Origin of the sequence: Cellulomonas sp. FA1 (genome assembly GCF_000986825.1) — a bacterium.
Classification (GTDB): domain Bacteria; phylum Actinomycetota; class Actinomycetes; order Actinomycetales; family Cellulomonadaceae; genus Cellulomonas; species Cellulomonas iranensis.
This window is the reverse complement of record NZ_LBMY01000001.1, coordinates 2,441,524-2,459,104: the sequence shown is the minus strand read 5'-3', so window position 1 is coordinate 2,459,104 and position 17,581 is coordinate 2,441,524. Positions and strand designations below refer to the sequence as shown.

At 76.0% G+C, this 17,581-nt stretch carries 17 protein-coding genes; 7 read left to right on the top strand and 10 right to left on the bottom strand.

The window, feature by feature from the left end; translation table 11 throughout:
• Positions 1-23: 23 nt before the first annotated feature.
• The 4 genes from GY42_RS11075 (at position 24) to GY42_RS11060 (ending at position 5,249) form a co-directional block, all read left to right on the top strand.
• The gene (locus tag GY42_RS11075) at positions 24-962 is read left to right on the top strand and encodes an alpha/beta hydrolase fold domain-containing protein (protein ID WP_052748337.1); all 939 of its coding nucleotides are present in this window, start codon (positions 24-26) and stop codon (positions 960-962) included.
• Positions 963-1,127: 165 nt separating this feature from the next.
• Positions 1,128-2,741: a KAP family P-loop NTPase fold protein gene (locus tag GY42_RS11070; RefSeq protein ID WP_082131486.1), complete on the top strand. Its 1,614-nt coding sequence runs from the start codon at positions 1,128-1,130 to the stop codon at positions 2,739-2,741.
• 118 nt (positions 2,742-2,859) lie between these two features.
• Positions 2,860-4,263 (top strand): MFS transporter, encoded by a 1,404-nt coding sequence (locus GY42_RS11065; RefSeq protein ID WP_046529362.1) that lies wholly within the window; start codon positions 2,860-2,862, stop codon positions 4,261-4,263.
• Positions 4,260-5,249: an alpha/beta fold hydrolase gene (locus GY42_RS11060; protein ID WP_052748336.1), complete on the top strand. Its 990-nt coding sequence runs from the start codon at positions 4,260-4,262 to the stop codon at positions 5,247-5,249. The genes GY42_RS11065 and GY42_RS11060 overlap by 4 nt, the downstream gene beginning before the upstream one ends.
• A gap of 7 nt (positions 5,250-5,256) precedes the next feature.
• On the opposite strand, the gene GY42_RS11055 is transcribed toward GY42_RS11060, so the two are convergent.
• Complete coding sequence (locus GY42_RS11055; RefSeq protein WP_152667280.1) at positions 5,257-5,811, bottom strand: helix-turn-helix domain-containing protein; 555 nt, start codon at positions 5,809-5,811, stop codon at positions 5,257-5,259.
• Positions 5,812-5,867: 56 nt separating this feature from the next.
• On the opposite strand from GY42_RS11055, the gene GY42_RS11050 reads away from it, so the two are divergent.
• Positions 5,868-7,043, top strand: coding sequence for a benzoate/H(+) symporter BenE family transporter (locus GY42_RS11050; RefSeq protein WP_052748335.1), 1,176 nt, complete (start codon positions 5,868-5,870; stop codon positions 7,041-7,043).
• A gap of 206 nt (positions 7,044-7,249) precedes the next feature.
• On the opposite strand, the gene GY42_RS11045 is transcribed toward GY42_RS11050, so the two are convergent.
• From GY42_RS11045 to GY42_RS18260, 6 genes are all read right to left on the bottom strand, one after another.
• Positions 7,250-8,095 (bottom strand): MetQ/NlpA family ABC transporter substrate-binding protein, encoded by an 846-nt coding sequence (locus GY42_RS11045; protein ID WP_046529360.1) that lies wholly within the window; start codon positions 8,093-8,095, stop codon positions 7,250-7,252.
• 74 nt (positions 8,096-8,169) lie between these two features.
• Positions 8,170-8,850 carry a methionine ABC transporter permease gene (locus tag GY42_RS11040; RefSeq protein WP_046529359.1) on the bottom strand — a complete coding sequence of 227 codons (681 nt, stop codon included), beginning with the start codon at positions 8,848-8,850 and terminating at the stop codon, positions 8,170-8,172.
• Positions 8,850-9,857 carry a methionine ABC transporter ATP-binding protein gene (locus tag GY42_RS11035; protein WP_046529358.1) on the bottom strand — a complete coding sequence of 336 codons (1,008 nt, stop codon included), beginning with the start codon at positions 9,855-9,857 and terminating at the stop codon, positions 8,850-8,852. Before GY42_RS11035 ends, GY42_RS11040 begins: the two co-directional genes overlap by 1 nt.
• A 317-nt stretch (positions 9,858-10,174) precedes the next feature.
• A complete protein-coding gene (locus GY42_RS11030; protein ID WP_236686776.1) occupies positions 10,175-11,137 on the bottom strand; it encodes an NAD(P)-dependent oxidoreductase in 963 nt (320 codons plus the stop codon).
• Positions 11,138-11,256: 119 nt separating this feature from the next.
• On the bottom strand, positions 11,257-12,129 hold the full coding sequence (locus GY42_RS11025; protein ID WP_236686775.1) for a tyrosine-protein phosphatase: 873 nt from the start codon (positions 12,127-12,129) through the stop codon (positions 11,257-11,259).
• 132 nt (positions 12,130-12,261) lie between these two features.
• Entirely contained in the window at positions 12,262-12,927 is a 666-nt protein-coding gene (locus GY42_RS18260) for a YqeB family protein (protein WP_152667279.1), read from the bottom strand.
• A 139-nt stretch (positions 12,928-13,066) separates the two neighbouring features.
• Here GY42_RS18260 and GY42_RS11015 point away from each other — a divergent pair, with 139 nt between their 5' ends.
• Positions 13,067-14,023 carry an Fpg/Nei family DNA glycosylase gene (locus GY42_RS11015; protein WP_046530864.1) on the top strand — a complete coding sequence of 319 codons (957 nt, stop codon included), beginning with the start codon at positions 13,067-13,069 and terminating at the stop codon, positions 14,021-14,023.
• A gap of 11 nt (positions 14,024-14,034) precedes the next feature.
• On the opposite strand, the gene GY42_RS11010 is transcribed toward GY42_RS11015, so the two are convergent.
• Positions 14,035-14,739: a DUF1684 domain-containing protein gene (locus GY42_RS11010; protein ID WP_236686774.1), complete on the bottom strand. Its 705-nt coding sequence runs from the start codon at positions 14,737-14,739 to the stop codon at positions 14,035-14,037.
• A gap of 115 nt (positions 14,740-14,854) precedes the next feature.
• Here GY42_RS11010 and GY42_RS11005 point away from each other — a divergent pair, with 115 nt between their 5' ends.
• Positions 14,855-15,805 (top strand): LLM class F420-dependent oxidoreductase, encoded by a 951-nt coding sequence (locus GY42_RS11005; protein ID WP_046529357.1) that lies wholly within the window; start codon positions 14,855-14,857, stop codon positions 15,803-15,805.
• 15 nt (positions 15,806-15,820) lie between these two features.
• Here GY42_RS11005 and GY42_RS11000 read toward each other — a convergent pair whose 3' ends face one another.
• Both GY42_RS11000 and GY42_RS10995 read right to left on the bottom strand, forming a co-directional pair.
• Positions 15,821-17,098 carry a glycosyltransferase 87 family protein gene (locus tag GY42_RS11000; RefSeq protein ID WP_052748333.1) on the bottom strand — a complete coding sequence of 426 codons (1,278 nt, stop codon included), beginning with the start codon at positions 17,096-17,098 and terminating at the stop codon, positions 15,821-15,823.
• Positions 17,099-17,270: 172 nt separating this feature from the next.
• Entirely contained in the window at positions 17,271-17,489 is a 219-nt protein-coding gene (locus GY42_RS10995; protein WP_046529355.1) for a hypothetical protein, read from the bottom strand.
• Positions 17,490-17,581: the final 92 nt, after the last annotated feature.

Genomic DNA, 17,581 nt, shown 5'->3' with positions numbered 1-17,581 from the left:
GTGCGCCCCTACGATGGCGGGTCATGAGGCTCGACCCCGACTTCGTCGACGCACCGCCGCGTCGCGACCCGTCCGCCCCGCCCGAGGACTTCCCGAGCGCCACGCCCCAGGAGCGGCTCGACACCGCGCGGCGCATGCGCGGCGCCGACACGGGGCAGTTCGGCCCCGTGCCCGCGCCGGGCGTCGACCGGCAGGAGACCGAGATCCCGACGCGCGCCGGGTCGATCCGGGTGCGGGTCTACCACCCGCAGGCCGGGGTCGACGGGCCCGGGTTCGTGGTGTGGGTGCACGGCGGCGGGTTCGTGCTGGGCGACCTCGACACGTCCGAGCACACGGCGGCCGAGCTCGCGCGGACCGCGGGGCTGCCGGTCGTGAGCCTGCACTACCGGCGTGCGCCCGAGCACCCGTACCCCGCGGCGATCGAGGACGCGCAGGACGCCGTGCGGTGGCTCACCGGCCCCGACGGCGCGGCGGTCGGCGTCACGGGCCCGTTCGCGGTCGCCGGGGACTCGGCGGGTGCGTCGGTGTCGCTCGCGCTGTGCCAGCTCGCGACGCGCGGCGAGTGCCCGCGCCCGGCGTTCGCGCTCGCGGCGTACCCCGACGTCGACCACGTCGACGTGCGCGCCGCCGCCGGCAACCAGATCGGGCTGCTGTTCGAGCGGTCGTACCTGCCCGACGACGCCGCGCGCACGGACCCGCTGGTCTCGCCGGTGCTCGCGGCGCCCGAGGTGCTCGCCGACCTGCCGCCGACGCTGCTGCTCATCGCCGAGCTCGACGCGTTCCGCGACGGCGAGGAGGCGTTCGCCGAGCGCGCACGGGCCGCCGGTGCGCCGTTGTCGGTGCTCACCGCCAACGGCATGCCGCACGGGTTCCTCGACCAGACGTGGCGCTCGCCGGTCGCGCGGCGTCTCGCCGTCGCCGCGTTCGCGGCCGTCGGGCACGGGGTGCGCGAGGCGCGCTGACACGGCATCTGCTCACGGCACGGCCAGGGGCTGCACCCGCGAGTCACGACCCCCGTCCGGACTGCGCGTGACGCGCCGCTCGGTCTGCCGACACCTTCCGGATACGCACGGGTTCACTCGCCGAAAGCCCAGCGCGGCGCTCCACCCGGCCGCTACGTTCGGTGGATGCCGACGTCGACGACGAATGATCTGGTGCCGCTCCGCGTGGTGGTCGACGAACCCACCGCGAGCCTGGGACTCGGGTACGAGAAGTACGTGGACGCGTTGTCGGCGGTCATCACCGGTGGTTCTCCAGCGCGTTTCACGATCGGGATCTACGGAGCCTGGGGCGTCGGGAAGTCGTCGATCCTGCGTGCCGTCGAGACGAGGCTTCGCGGCTACGACATGCCGGTCGTGACCTTCGACGCGTGGCGCTACGCGCGCAACCCCCAGGTGATCGTGCCGCTCCTGCGCGAGGTCGAGGGCACGCTGGCCCGCCGCGAGGACACGGAGCCGCACGATGACGAGAAGTCCCGCAGCGACAAGAAGCTGTGGACCTCCATCGGTCGGGCGCTCCGTGCCGTCGTGGCCGAGGTGAGCCTCAATCTCGGGCCGGTGAGCGTCTCGGGCAACGCCCTGGGCAGCGCCATCGACGCCTTCCAGCAGCCGCTGGGCCGGCCGGGAGCCGAGGCTCCGCACGGCCGTCTGGTCGAGATCGGGCGTGAGCTCGAGGATGCCGGCAAGCGGATCGTCGTGCTCATCGACGACCTGGACCGGTGCCCTCCCGATGCGATCGTCCAGGTCCTCGAGGCGGTGCACGTCCTCACCGACGTCCAGGGTTTCGTCTTCGTCATGGCGCTCGACTACGCGGTGCTCATCAAGGCGGTGAAGGAGAGGTACGCGACCACCGACGCCCCGCTCTTCGTCGAGAAGATCGTCCAGATACCGTTCTGGATCCCCGAGGTGGACCGCAGCGAACGGGTCATCAGCGACATCGTCCCGAACTGGGACGAGAGCCTCGGTCTCGACGAGCCGGCCAAGAAGGTCCTGCAGGACGTCGTCCACCTGGCGCTGCGAACCAACCCGCGCCAGGTCAAACGCCTCGTCAACTCGATGATGATCGCCCAGCGGATCCTCGGTGAGGAGACGAGCACGCAGGTCGACAACTCGCTCCTCCTCGCGATGATCGGGCTGCAGCTGCGGTGGCCCGAGGACTTCAAGGCGCTGCACGTCGCCCTGGCCGGCGGCCTGGATCATGACCGCATCGGTGACTACCTGGGCGACGAGCAGGAAGCGAACACCGATCTGACCACCTATCTGTCCAAGGTGCTGCCTCCCGACCTCCCGCCTGCGTACATGCTCGCGGCGATGCGGTACTCGCAGACCACGGCGTCGGCGAGCGCGCAGAGCGATCTCGAAACCGTGGAGGACAGCGGGGACGGCCTGCTGGCGCAGATCGAGGGCAGCCCGCGAGACGAGGCCTTCACCCGGATCCGGAGGTCCCTCGAGGCCCGGGGCGCGACCGTGGTCTCGCGGCAGCAGTACGTCGCGTTCAAGCTGGGCGGCAAGGCGTTCCTCCGTGTGGACGCAGGCCCCCAGATCGGCGTCCGGCTCTTCTTCCCCGACTCGATGCCCGTGGACCCCGACGACGCTCCGAGGTTCGCACTCGCCACCGGTGCCCGGGCGACGAACTTCTCACGGACCCTCCTCGCGGACTCCGACGACGAGCTCGTCCAGCGCTACCTCGATCGCGCCATGGCCACCGTGGCGGGAAAGGGCTACGCGCTCGAGACGAGCTGATCAGCGGAGTCGACCTCCCGGGCGGTGCTCGCTGCCGTGCGGCACGGACCGGCTCGTCCCGCCGCGCCGTTCACCCGGGCGTCTCCCGGCGGTCGGGGCGACGGCCTACGCTGCGCGCATGGGTCACCCCGGCACCGAGGCCACCGTCGACGACGTCGTCGACCCCGTCCCTGCTCCCGCCCGCGGGCAGGTCGCCGCGTGGGCGGCCTGGGACTGGGGGTCGGCCGCGTTCAACGCGGTCGTCACGACGTTCGTCTTCACCGTCTTCCTCACGAGCGGGGCGTTCGTCGAGCCGGGTGCCGACGAGGCTGCGACCAAGGCCCTGCACAGCCAGTGGCTCGGTTGGGGGCTCGCGGCCGCGGGCCTGCTCGTCGCGCTCACGGCGCCCGCGCTGGGCACGCTCGCCGACGCGGGCGGGCGGCGGCGGCCGCTGCTCGCGGTGACGTCGGGCGTCGTCGGGGCGTCGGTGCTCGCGCTGTGGTTCGTCGAGCCTGTCGAGGGCGGCATGACGCAGGCCGTGCTGCTGGGCATCGTGCTGCTCGCCGTCGGGACCATCGCGTTCGAGATCGCGTCGGTCGCGTACAACGCGCTGCTGCTGCAGATCAGCGGGCCGCGGACCATCGGCCGCATCAGCGGCATCGGGTGGGGTGCCGGGTACGTCGGCGGGATCGTGCTGCTGCTCGTGCTGTACGTGGGGTTCATCCAGCCCGACGTCGGCTGGTTCGGCGTGACGTCCGAGGGTGGGCTCGACGTGCGCGTCTCGATGCTCGTCGCGGGTGCGTGGTTCCTCGTCTTCGCGGTGCCGGTGCTGCTGTTCGTGCCCGACCACCGCCGCCCCGGCGCACCGCCCGCGCGGGTCGGCGTCGCGGGGGCGTACCGCGCGGTCGGCGCGCACGTCGCGCAGCTGTGGCGCGAGCGCCGCTCGACGCTGCGGTTCCTCGTCGCGTCTGCGGTGTTCCGTGACGGGCTGACGGGCGTCTTCACGTTCGGCGGCGTGCTCGCCGCCGGCACGTTCGGCTTCTCCCCGGGGGACGTCATCGTGTTCGCGATCGCCGCGAACGTCGTCGCCGGCGCCTCGACCATCGCGTCGGGCTGGCTCGACGACCGGTACGGGCCCCGACGCCTCGTCACCGTCGCGCTCGTCGTGCTCGTGCTGTCCGGGTCGGCGGTGTTCTTCCTGCACGACGCGGGCAAGAACGCGTTCTGGGTCGCGGGGCTCGTGCTGTCCGCGTGCGTCGGGCCCGCGCAGTCGGCGTCCCGCGGGCTGCTCGCGCGCCTCGCCGAGCCGGGCCGCGAGACCGAGCTGTTCGGCCTCTACGCCACCACGGGCCGCGCCGCGACGTTCCTCGCACCCGCGGCGTTCGCGCTCGCGATCGCCCTCGGCGGCGGGCAGGAGCAGTACTGGGGCGTGCTCGGGATCGTCGCGGTGCTGCTGGTCGGGCTCGTGCTGTTCGTGCCCGTGCGGTTCCCGCGCGGGCTGGGGGTCGACGGTCGCCGCGACGTCACGGAGCCCGGCGCGTGAGCGTGCTGCCCGGCCCCGACGCCGAGGCGTGGGTGCCCGACCGGCTGCTGCCCGGCTACGAGGCCTGGACCCTGCCCGGGTGGGTCGCGCCCCCCGTCGGCCCGCTCGCGCGGCAGGTCGCCGCCGGCGGCCCGGACCCCGTGCTGACGCTCGTGCGTCCCGTCGAGCGGCCCGCGCGCCCGCGCGGCGTCGTGGTCCTGCTGCACGGCTACAACGACTACGTCTTCCAGACGCACGTGGTCGACGCGCTCGCGGCGGCCGGCTGGGCCGCGCTGGGCCTCGACGCGCGCCGCGCCGGTCGCTCGTGGCGCCCGGGCGACGTGCCGCACTACCAGGGCGACCTGCGCGAGCAGGCGTCGGACCTCACGCGCGCGGTCACGGTCGCGCGGCGCACGTGGCCCGGGCTGCCGGTCGTCGTGCACGGGCACTCGTGCGGCGGGCTCGTGACCGCGCTGTGGGCGCACGCGCACCGTGGGGGTGCCGGCGCCGACGCGGTCGTGCTGGACAGCCCGTTCCTGTCGTTCGAGCGCTCGTGGGTGCGGCCGTTGCAGGACGGCGCGCTGCGCCCGCTGGCCCGGCGCGCGCCGCTGCGCGTCATCGCGGCGGCGCCGTCCCGGTATGCCGCGCGGCTCGCCGAGCGCTGGGACTTCGACACGTCGCTGAAGTCTCCCGGCGGCGTGCCCGCGCGCGCCGGGTGGCTCGCGGCCGTCCGCGCGGGCCACCTGCGCGTCGCCCGCGGGCTCGAGATCGACGTGCCGGTGCTCGTCGCGCGAGCGGCCCGCTCGGCCGCCGACGTCGACGGGCCCGGCCTCGACACCGCCGACACCGTGCTCGACGTCACGACCATCGCCGCCCTCGGGCCGCGCCTCGGGCGCGACGTGCACGAGCTGGTCGTCGAGGACGGCGTGCACGACCTCACGCTCTCGGCCGAGGGTCCGCGCCAGGTCTACCTCGACGCGGTGACGGACTTCCTCGACCAGCTCTGACCGCGGGTCAGGCGGGCGTGCGGACCACCAGCACGGCGTCGGCCGGGGCGTCGAGCGCCTCGTAGCTGTGGTCGGTGTCGCTCGTCCACGTCGTCGCGTCGCCCGTGCCCAGCGTGACCTGCGCGCCCGCGGCTCCCACGCGCGCGCGGCCGCGGGTCACCACGAGGTGCTCGACGACGCCCGGCCCGTGCGCGGCCGACGTGTGCACCCGCCCGGGCTCGAGCCGCAGCGCGTAGACCTCGACCGTGCCGGCGTCGTCGGCGTGCGCGTCGAGCAGCCGGGCGGTGATCCCGGGCGACGCGACCTGCGTGCCGACCCGCTCGGCCAGCAGCCACGACAGCGGCAGCCCGAGCGCGCCGGACAGCGCGTAGAGCGTGCCGAGCGTCGGGTTGCGCGCGCCGTGCTCGATCTCGGAGAGCGACCCCTTGCCGACGCCCGCGGCCGCCGCGAGCGCGCCCAGGGACAGGCCGCGCTCGGTGCGGGCGCGGCGCAGCCGCTCGCCGACGAGCGCGGGCAGGGCGTCGGCCGGCGTGGTCGGGGCGGGGGACGCGTCGGCGGGCACGCGACGAGGATAGGCGAGTGTTCCGTCGACGGAACACCTCGGCTACCGTTCTGTTCGTGGAACGCCTGCAGCCGCACCTCGTCGGCCTCGTCACCGCCCTCGTCGGGTTCACGAGCTCGTTCGCCGTCGTCCTCGCCGGGCTGCGCGCCGTCGGCGCCGACCCGCGCCAGGCCACGTCGGGGCTCGTCGCGCTGTGCGCCGTGCAGGGCCTCGCGACCGTCGTGCTGTCGCAGCGGTACCGCACCCCGCTCACGGCCGCCTGGTCCACGCCCGGCGCCGCGCTGCTCGTCGCGACCGGCAGCGTGGCCGGCGGGTGGCCCGCCGCGGTCGGCGCGTTCGTCGTGTGCGGCGGGCTTCTGGTGCTCACGGCGCTGTGGCGGCCGCTCGGGCGGCTCGTCGCCGCCGTCCCCGCACCGCTCGCGCAGGCCATGCTCGCGGGCGTCCTGCTCACGCTGTGCCTCGCACCCGTGCGAGGGCTCGTCGCGGCGCCCCTGCTGGTGGCGCCCGTCGTGCTGCTGTGGCTCGTGCTGCTGCGCGTCGCGCCCCGCTGGGCGGCGCCCGCGGCGTTCGCGGCGGCGCTCGTCGTGGCCGTCGTCGTCACGACGCGCGCCGGCCACCCGCCCGCGCTCGTGGTACCGCTCCTCGAGCTCACGGCGCCCGCCTTCACGCCGGGCGCGCTCGTCGGGATCGCCGTGCCCCTCTACCTCGTGACGATGGCCTCGCAGAACGTGCCCGGTGCGGCCGTCGTCGCGTCCGCGGGGTACGCCGTGCCGTGGCGCGCGTCGCTGCTGGTCACGGGTGCCGGGACCGTCGCGGGTGCCGCGGCCGGCGGGCACGCCGTGAACCTCGCGGCCATCACGGCGGCGCTGCCCGCCTCGCCCGACGCGCACCCCGACCCCGCGCGGCGGTGGGTCGCGTCCCGCACGGCGGGCGTGTGCTACCTGGTGCTCGCGGCGCTCGCCCCGACCCTCACGGCGCTCGTCGCCGCCGCCCCGGCCGGGCTCGTCGAGGCCGTCGCGGGCCTCGCGCTGCTGCCCGCGCTGGGCTCGGCGCTCGCGGTCGCCGCGGCGGACGCCGACCGGCGGGTGCCCGCGCTGGTGACGTTCCTGCTCGCGGCCAGCTCGGTGACGATCGCGGGGGTCGGCTCGGCGTTCTGGGGCCTCGTCGCGGGCCTGGTCGCGTGGCGGTGGCTGCGTCCGCGCGTCGCGGCGCCGGTGCCGTCCCGCACCTGACCCCGCCTGCCGTCGCCCACCCGCCGCCCCACCACCCGCCTCACCCGTCGAGTGCGGACCTGCGCCGGTGATGGCCGCCCAGAACCGGCACAAGCCCGCGTTCGACGGGTGAGTGGGTGACGGGTGGGTGAGGGCGTCCGCGGGCCGCGGACGACGACGGGCCGGGCGCCCTCGGTGAGGGTGCCCGGCCCGTCGGGTGCCGTGCGTCAGAACGCCGCGACGACCTCGCCGTCCGGCCAGCGCTTCTCGATGAACGCACGGACCTCGTCGGAGTGCAGCAGGCCGTCGAGCTTCACGAGCGCGGGGTTCGACTTGTCCTCCGAGCGCACCGCGAGGAAGTTCGCGTACGGGTTGCCCTCGCCGGACTCCAGCAGGATCGAGTCCTTCGCGGGGTTCAGGCCCGCCTCGAGCGCGTAGTTGCCGTTGATGATCGCGGCGTCCACGTCCTGCAGCGAGACCACGAGCTGCTCGGGCGCGGTCTCGACGAACTCGAGGTTCTTCGGGTTGTCCTTGATGTCGAGCAGGGTCGCGTCGCCGTCGGTCTCCTCGAGCGTGATGAGCCCGCCCTCGACCAGCAGGTCGAGCGCGCGCGACTGGTTGCCCGGGTCGTTCGTGATGCCGACGACGCCGCCGTCGGGGATGTCGTCGACCGACTCGACCTTCTTCGAGTACACGCCGTACGGCTCGATGTGCACGCCGTCGAAGTGGTCGAAGTCGAAGCCGTTCTCCTCGACCTGCGCCGTGAAGTACGGCAGGTGCTGGAAGTAGTTGGCGTCGAGCTCGCCCTCGGCGAGCGCCGTGTTCGGCAGCACGTAGTCCGTGAACTCGCGGATGTCGAGGTCGAGACCCGCGTCGGCAGCGAGCTCGTCCTGCACGAACTGCAGGATCTCGGCGTGCGGCACGGGGCTCGCGCCGACCACGAGGGTCGTGGTGCCCGACGCGTCGGTCGAGCCCGCGGACGCGCCGGCGTCCGGGTCGTCGCCACCCGCGCAGCCCGTCATCACCAGGGCCGCTGCGGACAGGACGGCTGCGGTGCGGACGATTCTCTTCATCGCGGGTGTTCCTCTCAGGGTCCGTCCCCCGGTCGGGGACGACGTGCGGGGGCCGCGGTCGCGGCGGGGCGTGCTCACCTGTGGTCCAGGCGGCGGGCGACGGCGTCGCCGACGAGCTGGACCACGGTGACCAGCACGACGATGACGACGACGGACGTGTACAGGACGGTCGGGTCGAACCGCTGGAACCCGTAGGTGATCGCGAGGAACCCGAGGCCGCCGGCGCCGATCGCGCCGACCATCGCGGAGTACCCGATGAGCGCGATCACGGTGACGGTGAAACCGGAGACGATCGCGGGCAGCGCCTCGCGCACCAGCACCGCGCCGAGGATCTTCGGCGTCGTCGAGCCCATGACGCGGGCGGCCTCGACCTTGCCGGGGGCGACGTCGCGCACCGCGGTCTCGACGAGCCGCGCGAAGAACGGGATGGTCCCGAGGCTGAGCGGCACGACCGCGGCCTCCCACCCGAGGCTCGTGCCGACGATCGCCCGGGTCACGGGGATCACGGCGACGGCCAGGATGATGAACGGCAGCGCGCGCAGCGTGTTGACGACGAACCCGAGCACGGCCGACGCCGTGCGGTTCGGCGTGAGCCCGTCGGACGCGAGCGAGCGCAGCAGCAGCCCCAGCGGCAGCCCGACGGCGAGCACGACGAGCGCCGACAGCCCCACCATCTGGAGGGTCTCGACGGTCGCCTCGGGGAGCTTCTGCTGGATGACGCGGTTGGTCGTGAGCTCGATCCACAGGTCGCCCATCACGCCACCTCCCGCCCGGCGTCGGTGGTGGTCGGCACGGCGAGCGGGTCGAGCCCGGCGGCGCGCAGCCGCTCGACGACCTCCGGCACGCGCCCGGTCGGGGCGTCGACGATGAGCCGGCCGACCCGGACGCCGCCGAGCGGCTCGACCGTGGCGGACGCGACCTCGACGTCGTCGCCGAGCGCGGCGACCGCGGCGAACGCGACGCTGGTCGGCACGGCGTCGGTCGAGAACACGGCCTCGACGAGCGCGCGCCGGTCGCCGGGCGGCAGGTCGGGCACGGGCACCAGCGCGCGGGACAGCGGCGAGCCGACGGCCGTGACGACCTGCGCGAGCGCGCCGGTCTGCACGACGCGGCCGTGCTCGAGCAGCGTCACGTGGTCGCACACGTCGCGGACCACGGCGGGCTCGTGCGTGATGACGACGACCGTGATGCCGAGCCGGTCGCGCAGGTCGCGCACGAGGCCGAGGATCTGGCGCGTGGTCTCGCCGTCGAGGGCCGACGTGGGCTCGTCGCACAGCAGCACGCCCGGCTCGGTGGCCAGCGCGCGGGCGATGCCGACGCGCTGCTTCTGCCCGCCGGACAGCTGCGCGGGGTAGGCGCCGGCGCGGTCGCCGAGGCCGACGAGGTCGAGCAGCTCGGCGACCCGGGCGGCGCGCTCGTGGCGGCGGACGCCGGCGACCTCGAGCGGGTAGGCGACGTTCGCGGCGATGGTGCGCGAGTCGAGCAGGTTGACGTGCTGGAAGACCATGCCTGTGCGGCGCCGCGCCGCGCGCAGCTTGTTCTCGGCGAGGTCGGAGATCGTCACGCCGTCGACCCGGACCGTGCCGGACGTGGGGCGCTCAAGGCCCGTGAGGCAGCGGATGAGCGTCGACTTGCCGGCGCCCGAACGGCCGACGATGCCGTGCACGGTGCCGCGCTCGACGTGCAGGTCGATGCCGTCGAGGGCGACGACGTCACCGTCGGGCGACGCGTAGACCTTGCGGAGACCGGTCAGCTCGATCACGGGGGTCCTTCGAGGTGGTGCCGCGGGCGGGGCACGCAGGGTGCCGGTGCGGCGGGCGGGGGACGACCCGGGCGCGGACGAGCGGCAGCGGGTCAGGGGAGCGCGCGAGGGGCGCGCGGGGTCGCCGTCAGCGACACATTCGGGCACGGCACATGCAGGCGGCGACGGCGTGGGCCGGTCGCGACGCGTGCGTGTCGATGTGTGCCATGCCGGTCATGCAAGCACGCGGCGCGGACGCGCCCGTGCGCTGTCTCGACATGTGGGACCACATGTCGAGACGGCGTGTCAGATCCCGTCGGACGTCTGCGACGGCGGTCTCACAGGTCCAGCAGCGGGATCACCGGCGGACCGGCGACGACGTTCTCCAGCGGGCGCTCCGCCAGGAGCGCGGTGAGCTGGCGCCGCGCGAGCTCCGTCAGCCGCGCCGCCGTCAGCGGCGTGCGCCGCCCCACCTCCGGCGTGACCAGCGCGTTCGGCGCCCGCCACAGCAGGTGGTCGGGCGGCAGCGGCGACGGGTCCGTGACGTCGAGCGCGGCCCGCAGCCGGCCCGACCCGAGCTCGTCGACCAGCGCGTCGGTGTCGACCACGCGCCCGTGCGCGACGTTCACGAGCAGCGCGCCGTCGTGCATCGCCGCGAGGAAGTCCTCGTCGACCAGGTGCGTCGTCGCGTCGGTGAGCGGCACCGCGAGCACCACGACGTCCGCGCGCGGCAGCAGGTGCGGCAGCTCGTCGACCCCGTGCACGCGGCCGTCGAGCGTCTCGCGCGCCGTGCGCGCCACGACCGTCACCGACGCGCGGAACGCGCGCAGCCGCGCGACGACCTCCGTGCCGACCGCGCCGGCGCCGACCACGAGCACCCGGCCGCCCGTGAGCGACCCGACCCGGCCCGGTGCGGGCGACCAGTGCTGCACGGTCATCCGGCGCGCCGCGTCGTCGATGCCGCGCAGCTGCGCGAGCGCGAGCCCGACCGCGAGCTCCGCCGCGCCGTCGGCGTGGACGCCTCGCGCGTCGGCCACCGTCACGCCCGCCGGCAGGACGCCCGCGAGCCCGCCGTGCCACGCACCCGCGAGCTGCACGAACCGCAGGTGCGGCGCGCGCGCGACCCGCTCGAGCGCGCGGGGGTCGGGCGTGCCCGGCACGAGCGCCGCGTGCACGTCGTCGAGCGCGAGGCCCGCCGGGTCGTCGTCGGCGGTCGGGTCCCACAGGCCCGTGCGCGCGCCGCGCGGCGGGGCGCCGAACATCAGGCGCAGCTCGGTGGTGGGGAACGTCCAGGTCAGCACGGACACATCCAACCGTGTCCGGGTCGTCCGCGTATGTCCGTCCGCCGTCCCGTGCGTCACCCGCGCGGGTGGTGCTGCGCGGACGGCGTGCGGAAGACCCCGTGGACGACCCCGCGACGTCAGTCGACGAGCGCCGCGCGCAGCGCCGTGACCTCGTCGTCGGCCAGCCCGAGCCCGTGGGTCAGGTACCCGTCGAACGACCCGAACCGGTCCGCCATCGCGTCGAGCGCGGTGTCGAGGTACTCGGCGCGGACCTCCAGCAGCGGCACCAGCAGCGCGGGGTCGCCGCCCGCGTCGGCGAACCGGTGCAGCAGCGGCCCGTACATCGCCCGGACCGTCGGGTTCACCGCCAGGTACTCCGCGCGCACGCCGTCGAGGTCGACGCCCGCGGCGAGCAGCAGCACGGTCGTCGCCCAACCCGTGCGGTCCTTGCCGGCCGTGCAGTGGTACAGCACCGGGCCCGCCGCCGGGTCGAGCACGTGGCGCAGCAGCGTCGCCCAGCCCGCGCGGGCGGCGTCGCCGACGACCAGGTCCACGTAGGTCTCGCGCATGCGCGCCGCCGGGTCGAGCGCCGCGAGGGCCTGCTCGAGCCGCTCCGGGTGCGCCATGACCTCCGTGAGGTCGGCCGCCGGTGCCTGCGGGTCCTGCGTGAGCACGTCGGCGTGGACGCCGCGCGCCCCGGCCGGCAGCACGTCGGGCGCGGCCGCGCGCTCGGCGGCGGTGCGCAGGTCGACGACGGTCCGCACGCCCAGCGCCGCGATCGCGGGGTCGGCCGCGATGGCCGGTGCGCGGAGCTCGGCCGAGCGCAGCATGACGCCGCGGCGCACGGTGCGGCCGTCGGCGGTGCGCCGGCCGCCCACGTCGCGCAGGTTCGCGAGCACGTCCGACGCGACGACGTGCGGGTCGGCCGCGGTGCGGGCGCCCGGTGCGGGCGCGGGCTCGCAGGTCGGCGTCGCGGGCGGGTGCGGGGGCAGCGTCGCGTCGTCGTCCACGCCCCGAGCCTGGCACACGTCGTCCCGGGGCGACCCGCGGAACCGCCGACCGCCGACGACGCACGAGGACCACCGGTCACCACGGGGGGCGAGGTGACCGGTGGTCGGTCTCGGGGGAGGCGGCCGGGGGCGTCAGCCCGTGCGGCGGACCTCCTGGCGGTCGCGTCGGTCCCGCACCGCGACGCCCAGCGTGCCGAGCTCGGACGCGAGCGCGTCGGCCGTCGCGGGGTCCTCGTCGCCGAGGGCCGTGCGGCGCCGCACGAGCAGCGCGTCGGCGCCGTGCGGCGTGCCGGGACGGCCCTGCACCCAGCGCCGCCACTCGCCGGCGTACGGGTCGCCGTCGTCGGACCACGGGTACCCCGCGGCGCGCAGCACGGCACCCGTGCGGCGCAGCAGCGCGTCGGCGGGGCAGCGCAGCAGCTGCCGGCCGCCGCACCCCAGCACCACGAGGTCGTCGCCGTCGGCGTGCACGTGCTCGACCGCGGCACGCGGCACGAACCGCTCGTGGCCGTGCCGCGCCACGCCGATGCCGTCGGCCGACACCTCGACGACCCCGACGTCCTGCCGCCAGCGCTCCCAGCACCACACCCCGGCGGCGCCGCCGAGCACCGCGACGACCCCCACCTCGGGCGCGGCCGGCGCACCCAGCAGCAGGTCGCGCAGCCACGGCAGGGGGACCAGCACGGCGTCGGCCCACACCACCAGGGGCTCGAGGACGCCGCCGACGCCCGCGCCGAGCACCAGCCCCACGCCCGTGAGCACCGTCAGGGCGCGCCCGCCCAGGGCGACGGCCGTCACGGCGCCGGCGTCGTCCGTCGACCCGTGGGCCGCCGCGACCGGGGTGCGGTGCGACGACACGCCTCCCCATCGGTCACGACGCCACGGAACGAAGGGACGACGGGCGCCCGTGTCGGCGACCCCTCGTAGGGTGGACGCCGTGCCCGAGGGTCATACCGTCCACCGCGTCGCCCGCCAGCTCACGCTCGACCTCGTCGGGCGGCCGCTCGCCGTCTCGTCCCCCCAGGGCCGCTTCGCCGCCGGCGCGGCCCGGCTCGACGGCCGCACCATGACGCGCGCGTCGGCCGTCGGCAAGCAGCTGTTCTGCGCGTTCGGCGACGACGACGTGCTGCGCGTCCACCTCGGCCTGTACGGCGCGTGGGACCTCTACGGCGACGTCAGCCCGCTCGGCGACGGCGAGCGCGTGCGCGGCAGCCTGGGCGCGCCGCGCGTGCGCCCCGGCGCCGCGATGGACGCCCAGCCCTCGACCCGCCGCCTGCGCATGGGCGAGGACGAGACCGAGCACGCCGCCGACGACGGCCTGGAGTGGCCGCCGCCCCCGCTGGGTCAGGTGCGCGTGCGGCTCGACTCGGGGTCGGTCGTCGCGGACCTGCGCGGGCCGTCCGCGTGCGAGGTGCTCACCGCCGACGAGGCCGCGCTCGTGCGCGCCCGGCTCGGCCCCGACCCGCAGGAGGTCGAGGACCTCGACGCCGCCGGTGACGTGGTCGTCGAGCGCGTGACCCGCCGGAACGTCCCGGTCGGTCAGCTGCTCATGGACCAGGCGGTCGTCGCGGGCATCGGCAACATCTACCGCGCCGAGCTGCTGTTCCGGGCACGGCTCGACCCGTGGACGCCGGGCCGGCGCGTGCCGCCCGACACCGTCCGCGCGCTGTGGCGGGACTGGGCCGTGCTGCTCGCCGACGGCATCCGCGACGGCGTCATGCTCACGCGCGAGGACCTCGACGCGGCCGGCCGTGCGCGGGCCCGGCACGACCCCACCGTGCGGCACTGGGTGTACGGGCGCGGCGGTCTGCCGTGCCGCGTGTGCGGCACGCCCGTGGTCGTCGAGGAGATGGCCGCGCGCAAGCTGTACCGCTGCCCCGCCTGCCAGGTCTGAGCCCGGCGCCGTCAGGCGTCGGCGCGCGCCGCGGCGTCGTCGCCTGTCCCGCCGTCGGCGGGGTCGTCCGCGGGGCCGTCCGCCACGGGGTGCGGCGCCGTGCGCTCACCCACCGGCACCTCGGCCGCGAGCGTGTTGGCCCGGGTCGCGAGCGGGCACGCCCACGCCGGGTCGTACGCGCACGACGGCGCGTACGCGAAGTTCAGGTCCACCACCAGGCGGCCCACGTGGTCGGTGCCGAGGTCCGCACCCTTGATGGTGTCGAGCACGTAGCGGCCCCCGCCGTACGTGACCGTGCCGGCGAGCGCGTCGCGCACGGGCAGGAACAGCCCGCCGCCGTACCCGCGCAACGACCAGAGCGTCAGACGACCGAGGTTCCCCAGCTCGACCACGCCGATGCGGTCGAACCCGACGACGCCGTCGGTGCCCGTCGCGACGTCGAGCCGCTGCTGGCCCGCGCGCTCCACCTCGACCTCGAACCGGTACGCCGGGTCGTACGGCGCGACGTCCAGCCCGTCGAAGACGGCTCGTGCGTCGGCCGTCAGCGGCGACGCCGGGTGGTAGGCGAACAGCTCGTCGCGCTGCTGCACCCACACCGCGTGCGCACCGGCGGGGTCGTCGACCGCGAGCGCGCGGACCTGCGCGTACGTCTGCGACGTGCGACGACGCCAGTCGGCGACGTCGAGGGCTGCGGTCAGGGGCGTGGCGTCGTGCACGTGTCCACCGTCGCAAGCGCGGGCCGCTCGCGCACCTCGAACGCGCGCGCGCCGACGCCGTTCACCCGCCCGCGCCACGGCAGCCCCCGACGGCGGGGCGTGCGAGGCTGACGGCATGGATCTGCGCATCTTCACCGAGCCCCAGCAGGGCGCCAGCTACGACGACCTCCTCGCGGTCGCGCGTGCCACCGAGGACCTCGGCTTCGACGCCTTCTTCCGCTCCGACCACTACCTGGTGATGGGTGACGGCGACGGCCTCCCCGGCCCCACCGACGCGTGGACCACGCTCGCGGGCCTCGCGCGCGAGACGAGCCGCATCCGGCTCGGCACGCTGGTCTCGGCCGCCACGTTCCGGTACCCGGGCGTGCTCGCGATCCAGGTCGCGCAGGTCGACCAGATGTCCGGCGGGCGCGTCGAGCTCGGCCTGGGGGCGGGCTGGTTCGCGGCCGAGCACGCCGCGTACGGCATCCCGTTCCCCGAGAAGCGGTTCGGCCTGCTCACCGAGCAGCTCGAGATCGTCTCGGGCCTGTGGGGCACGCCCGTGGGGGAGACGTTCAGCCACGCGGGCGAGCACTACACGCTGACGGACTCGCCGGCGCTGCCGAAGCCCGTGCAGCGCTCGCCGCTCGACGCGTCGCGCGCGGGTGTGCCGATCATCGTCGGCGGCGGCGGTCCCACGCGCACGCCGCGCCTGGCCGCGCGGTTCGCCGCCGAGTACAACCAGTCGTTCCCCGAGGTCGCGAGCGTCCCGGCGCGCATCGCCCGGATCAACGAGGCGTGCGTCGAGATCGGTCGCGACCCGGGCACGCTCGTGCAGTCCGTCGCGCTCGTGATGTGCGTCGGGCGGGACGAGGCCGAGCTCGCGCGGCGCGCCGCGGCGATCGGGCGCGAGGTGCCCGAGCTGCGCGAGCACGGCATCGCAGGAACCCCGGGCGAGGCCGTCGAGCGGCTCACGTGGCTCGCCGAGCAGGGCGTGCAGCGCGTGTACCTGCAGGTCCTGGACCTCGCCGACCTCGAGCACCTGCAGCTCGTGGCCGACGAGGTCGCGCCGCACCTGCCGCGCTGACCTCGCGCGCGGACGTCAGTCCGCGGCGGCGGTCCGGGCGACGACGGCGTCGTCCGGGCCGCCGCGCGTCGCGGCCGCGGCGTCGGCGCGGACCGACGCGCGGGGGTCGTGGCCCGGCGGACGGAGCAGGTGCGCGACCGCGACCACGAGCAGCACGACGAGCGTCACGTTGCGCGCCGCGAGCACGAGCGTCGCGAGCGGCCACCCGGACACCACGTCGCCGTACCACCACGGGTAGACCCACTGGGTCGCGGCGGCGACGCCCAGCAGCGTCACCGCGGTGCGCCGCCACCACGGGCGCCCGAGCGCGAGCGCGACGGCCACCGGCGGCGCGAGCCACGACTGGAACTGCGGGCTGCCGACCTTGTTCGCGACGATCAGCGTGAGCGCCAGGACGAACGCGCCGCGCAGCACGAAGTCGCCCCGCAGGACGTCGTCCGACCAGAACCGGGCACCGTCGCGGCGCCGGCACCACCACAGCAGCGCGGTCACGGCCAGCACGCCCGCCACGAGCACCGCGCCGAGCGCGTCGGCCGTGGCCTGCGTGCCGGGGCCGTCGATCTCCCACGTGACCAGGCCGCGGTTGAAGACGTGCTCGACGCGCGTCGTGAACAGCCCTGCGACGAGCCAGGGCGTGGCCGCGACGGCCTCGAGCTGCAGGCCGCGCGCGTCCTGCTCGAGCACGAACGACGCGACCTCGTCGCCGCCGCCGAGCAGGGCGACCGTGCCCACCACGAGCGCGCACACCGCGGCGCCCGGCAGCACGACCCGCCGCCAGGGGCGTCGGGTCGCGAGCAGCAGCGGCAGCACCGCCGCGCCGGGGGCGACCTTGACCCACGCGCCCAGCGTGAGCAGCGCGGTCGAGGTGCGCGGGTGCGTCAGCGCGACCAGCAGCGCGACGAGGGTCACGGGTGCGGCGACCGCGTCGAGCCGGCCGATGGCGACAGGGCCGAGCAGCACGAGGAACGCGAGCCACCACACGGCCGCGACGTGGCCGTTGCGCCGCCGGAGCAGCAGCGCGACGGCGGCCGCGTCGAGCGCCGTGACGAGCCCGCACCAGGCGAGCGCGTAGGGCGCGTCCGGCGTCACGCCTGCGACGCCGGCGGCCAGCATCGGCAGCAGGGCGGCCGCCGGGTAGACCCACGGGCCGTCGAGCACGGGCCACGTCCCGGTGGTCAGACCGGTCGCGACCCAGCGCCGGTAGAGGTCCACGTCGCCGAACGACGCGCGCGCGAGCAGCGTCGTGCCCAGGTACGTCAGCCACAGGTGGGCGAGCACGAAGGCCAGCCACACCAGGGGTGTGCGGAGACGCGTCGGGACGACGGGTGCGCTCAGGGCGGGCCTCCGGGGTCGACGGCGGGTGAGGCGGCGTCAGGGTACGGGACGCGCGTGTGCGCGCCGGCCCGGTGGGACCGGGTGCGACGGCGGCCCGGCGCGCCGCAGCGCGGCGCGCCGGGGTGCGGCCTCAGACCGTGCGGTGCGGCGGGACCGTGGTCGGTGCGCCGTGCATGCCGCCGGGTGCGGGCGGGAAGCCCGGGGCGGCATCGGCGGGGTCGGCGTCCTCGCGCTCGTCGGGGGCCGGGTCGGCGGTCGGTGCGGTCGCGACGACCGGGTCCGGCGTGCCGTCGGTGCGCGCCGCGGCCTCGTCGTCGAGCGGCTCGTCGGGGCTCGTGGGGACGGACATGGTCGGTCTCCTTCCGTGGTCCGGCAGCGGGACCTCCACCGTCCCACGGGGGGTCGCGCGCCGCGCGGCGACGTGCGCCCGCGCGCCGCGAC

What these genes read in the sequence shown, in the direction of transcription:
- GY42_RS11045 (WP_046529360.1), bottom strand. Translation starts at nt 8,095, where the DNA reads ATGAAGAGAATCGTCCGCACCGCAGCCGTCCTGTCCGCAGCGGCCCTG.
- GY42_RS10995 (WP_046529355.1), bottom strand. Translation starts at nt 17,489, where the DNA reads ATGTCCGTCCCCACGAGCCCCGACGAGCCGCTCGACGACGAGGCCGCG.
- GY42_RS11075 (WP_052748337.1), top strand. Translation starts at nt 24, where the DNA reads ATGAGGCTCGACCCCGACTTCGTCGACGCACCGCCGCGTCGCGACCCG.
- GY42_RS11070 (WP_082131486.1), top strand. Translation starts at nt 1,128, where the DNA reads ATGCCGACGTCGACGACGAATGATCTGGTGCCGCTCCGCGTGGTGGTC.
- GY42_RS11040 (WP_046529359.1), bottom strand. Translation starts at nt 8,850, where the DNA reads ATGGGCGACCTGTGGATCGAGCTCACGACCAACCGCGTCATCCAGCAG.
- GY42_RS11065 (WP_046529362.1), top strand. Translation starts at nt 2,860, where the DNA reads ATGGGTCACCCCGGCACCGAGGCCACCGTCGACGACGTCGTCGACCCC.
- GY42_RS11005 (WP_046529357.1), top strand. Translation starts at nt 14,855, where the DNA reads ATGGATCTGCGCATCTTCACCGAGCCCCAGCAGGGCGCCAGCTACGAC.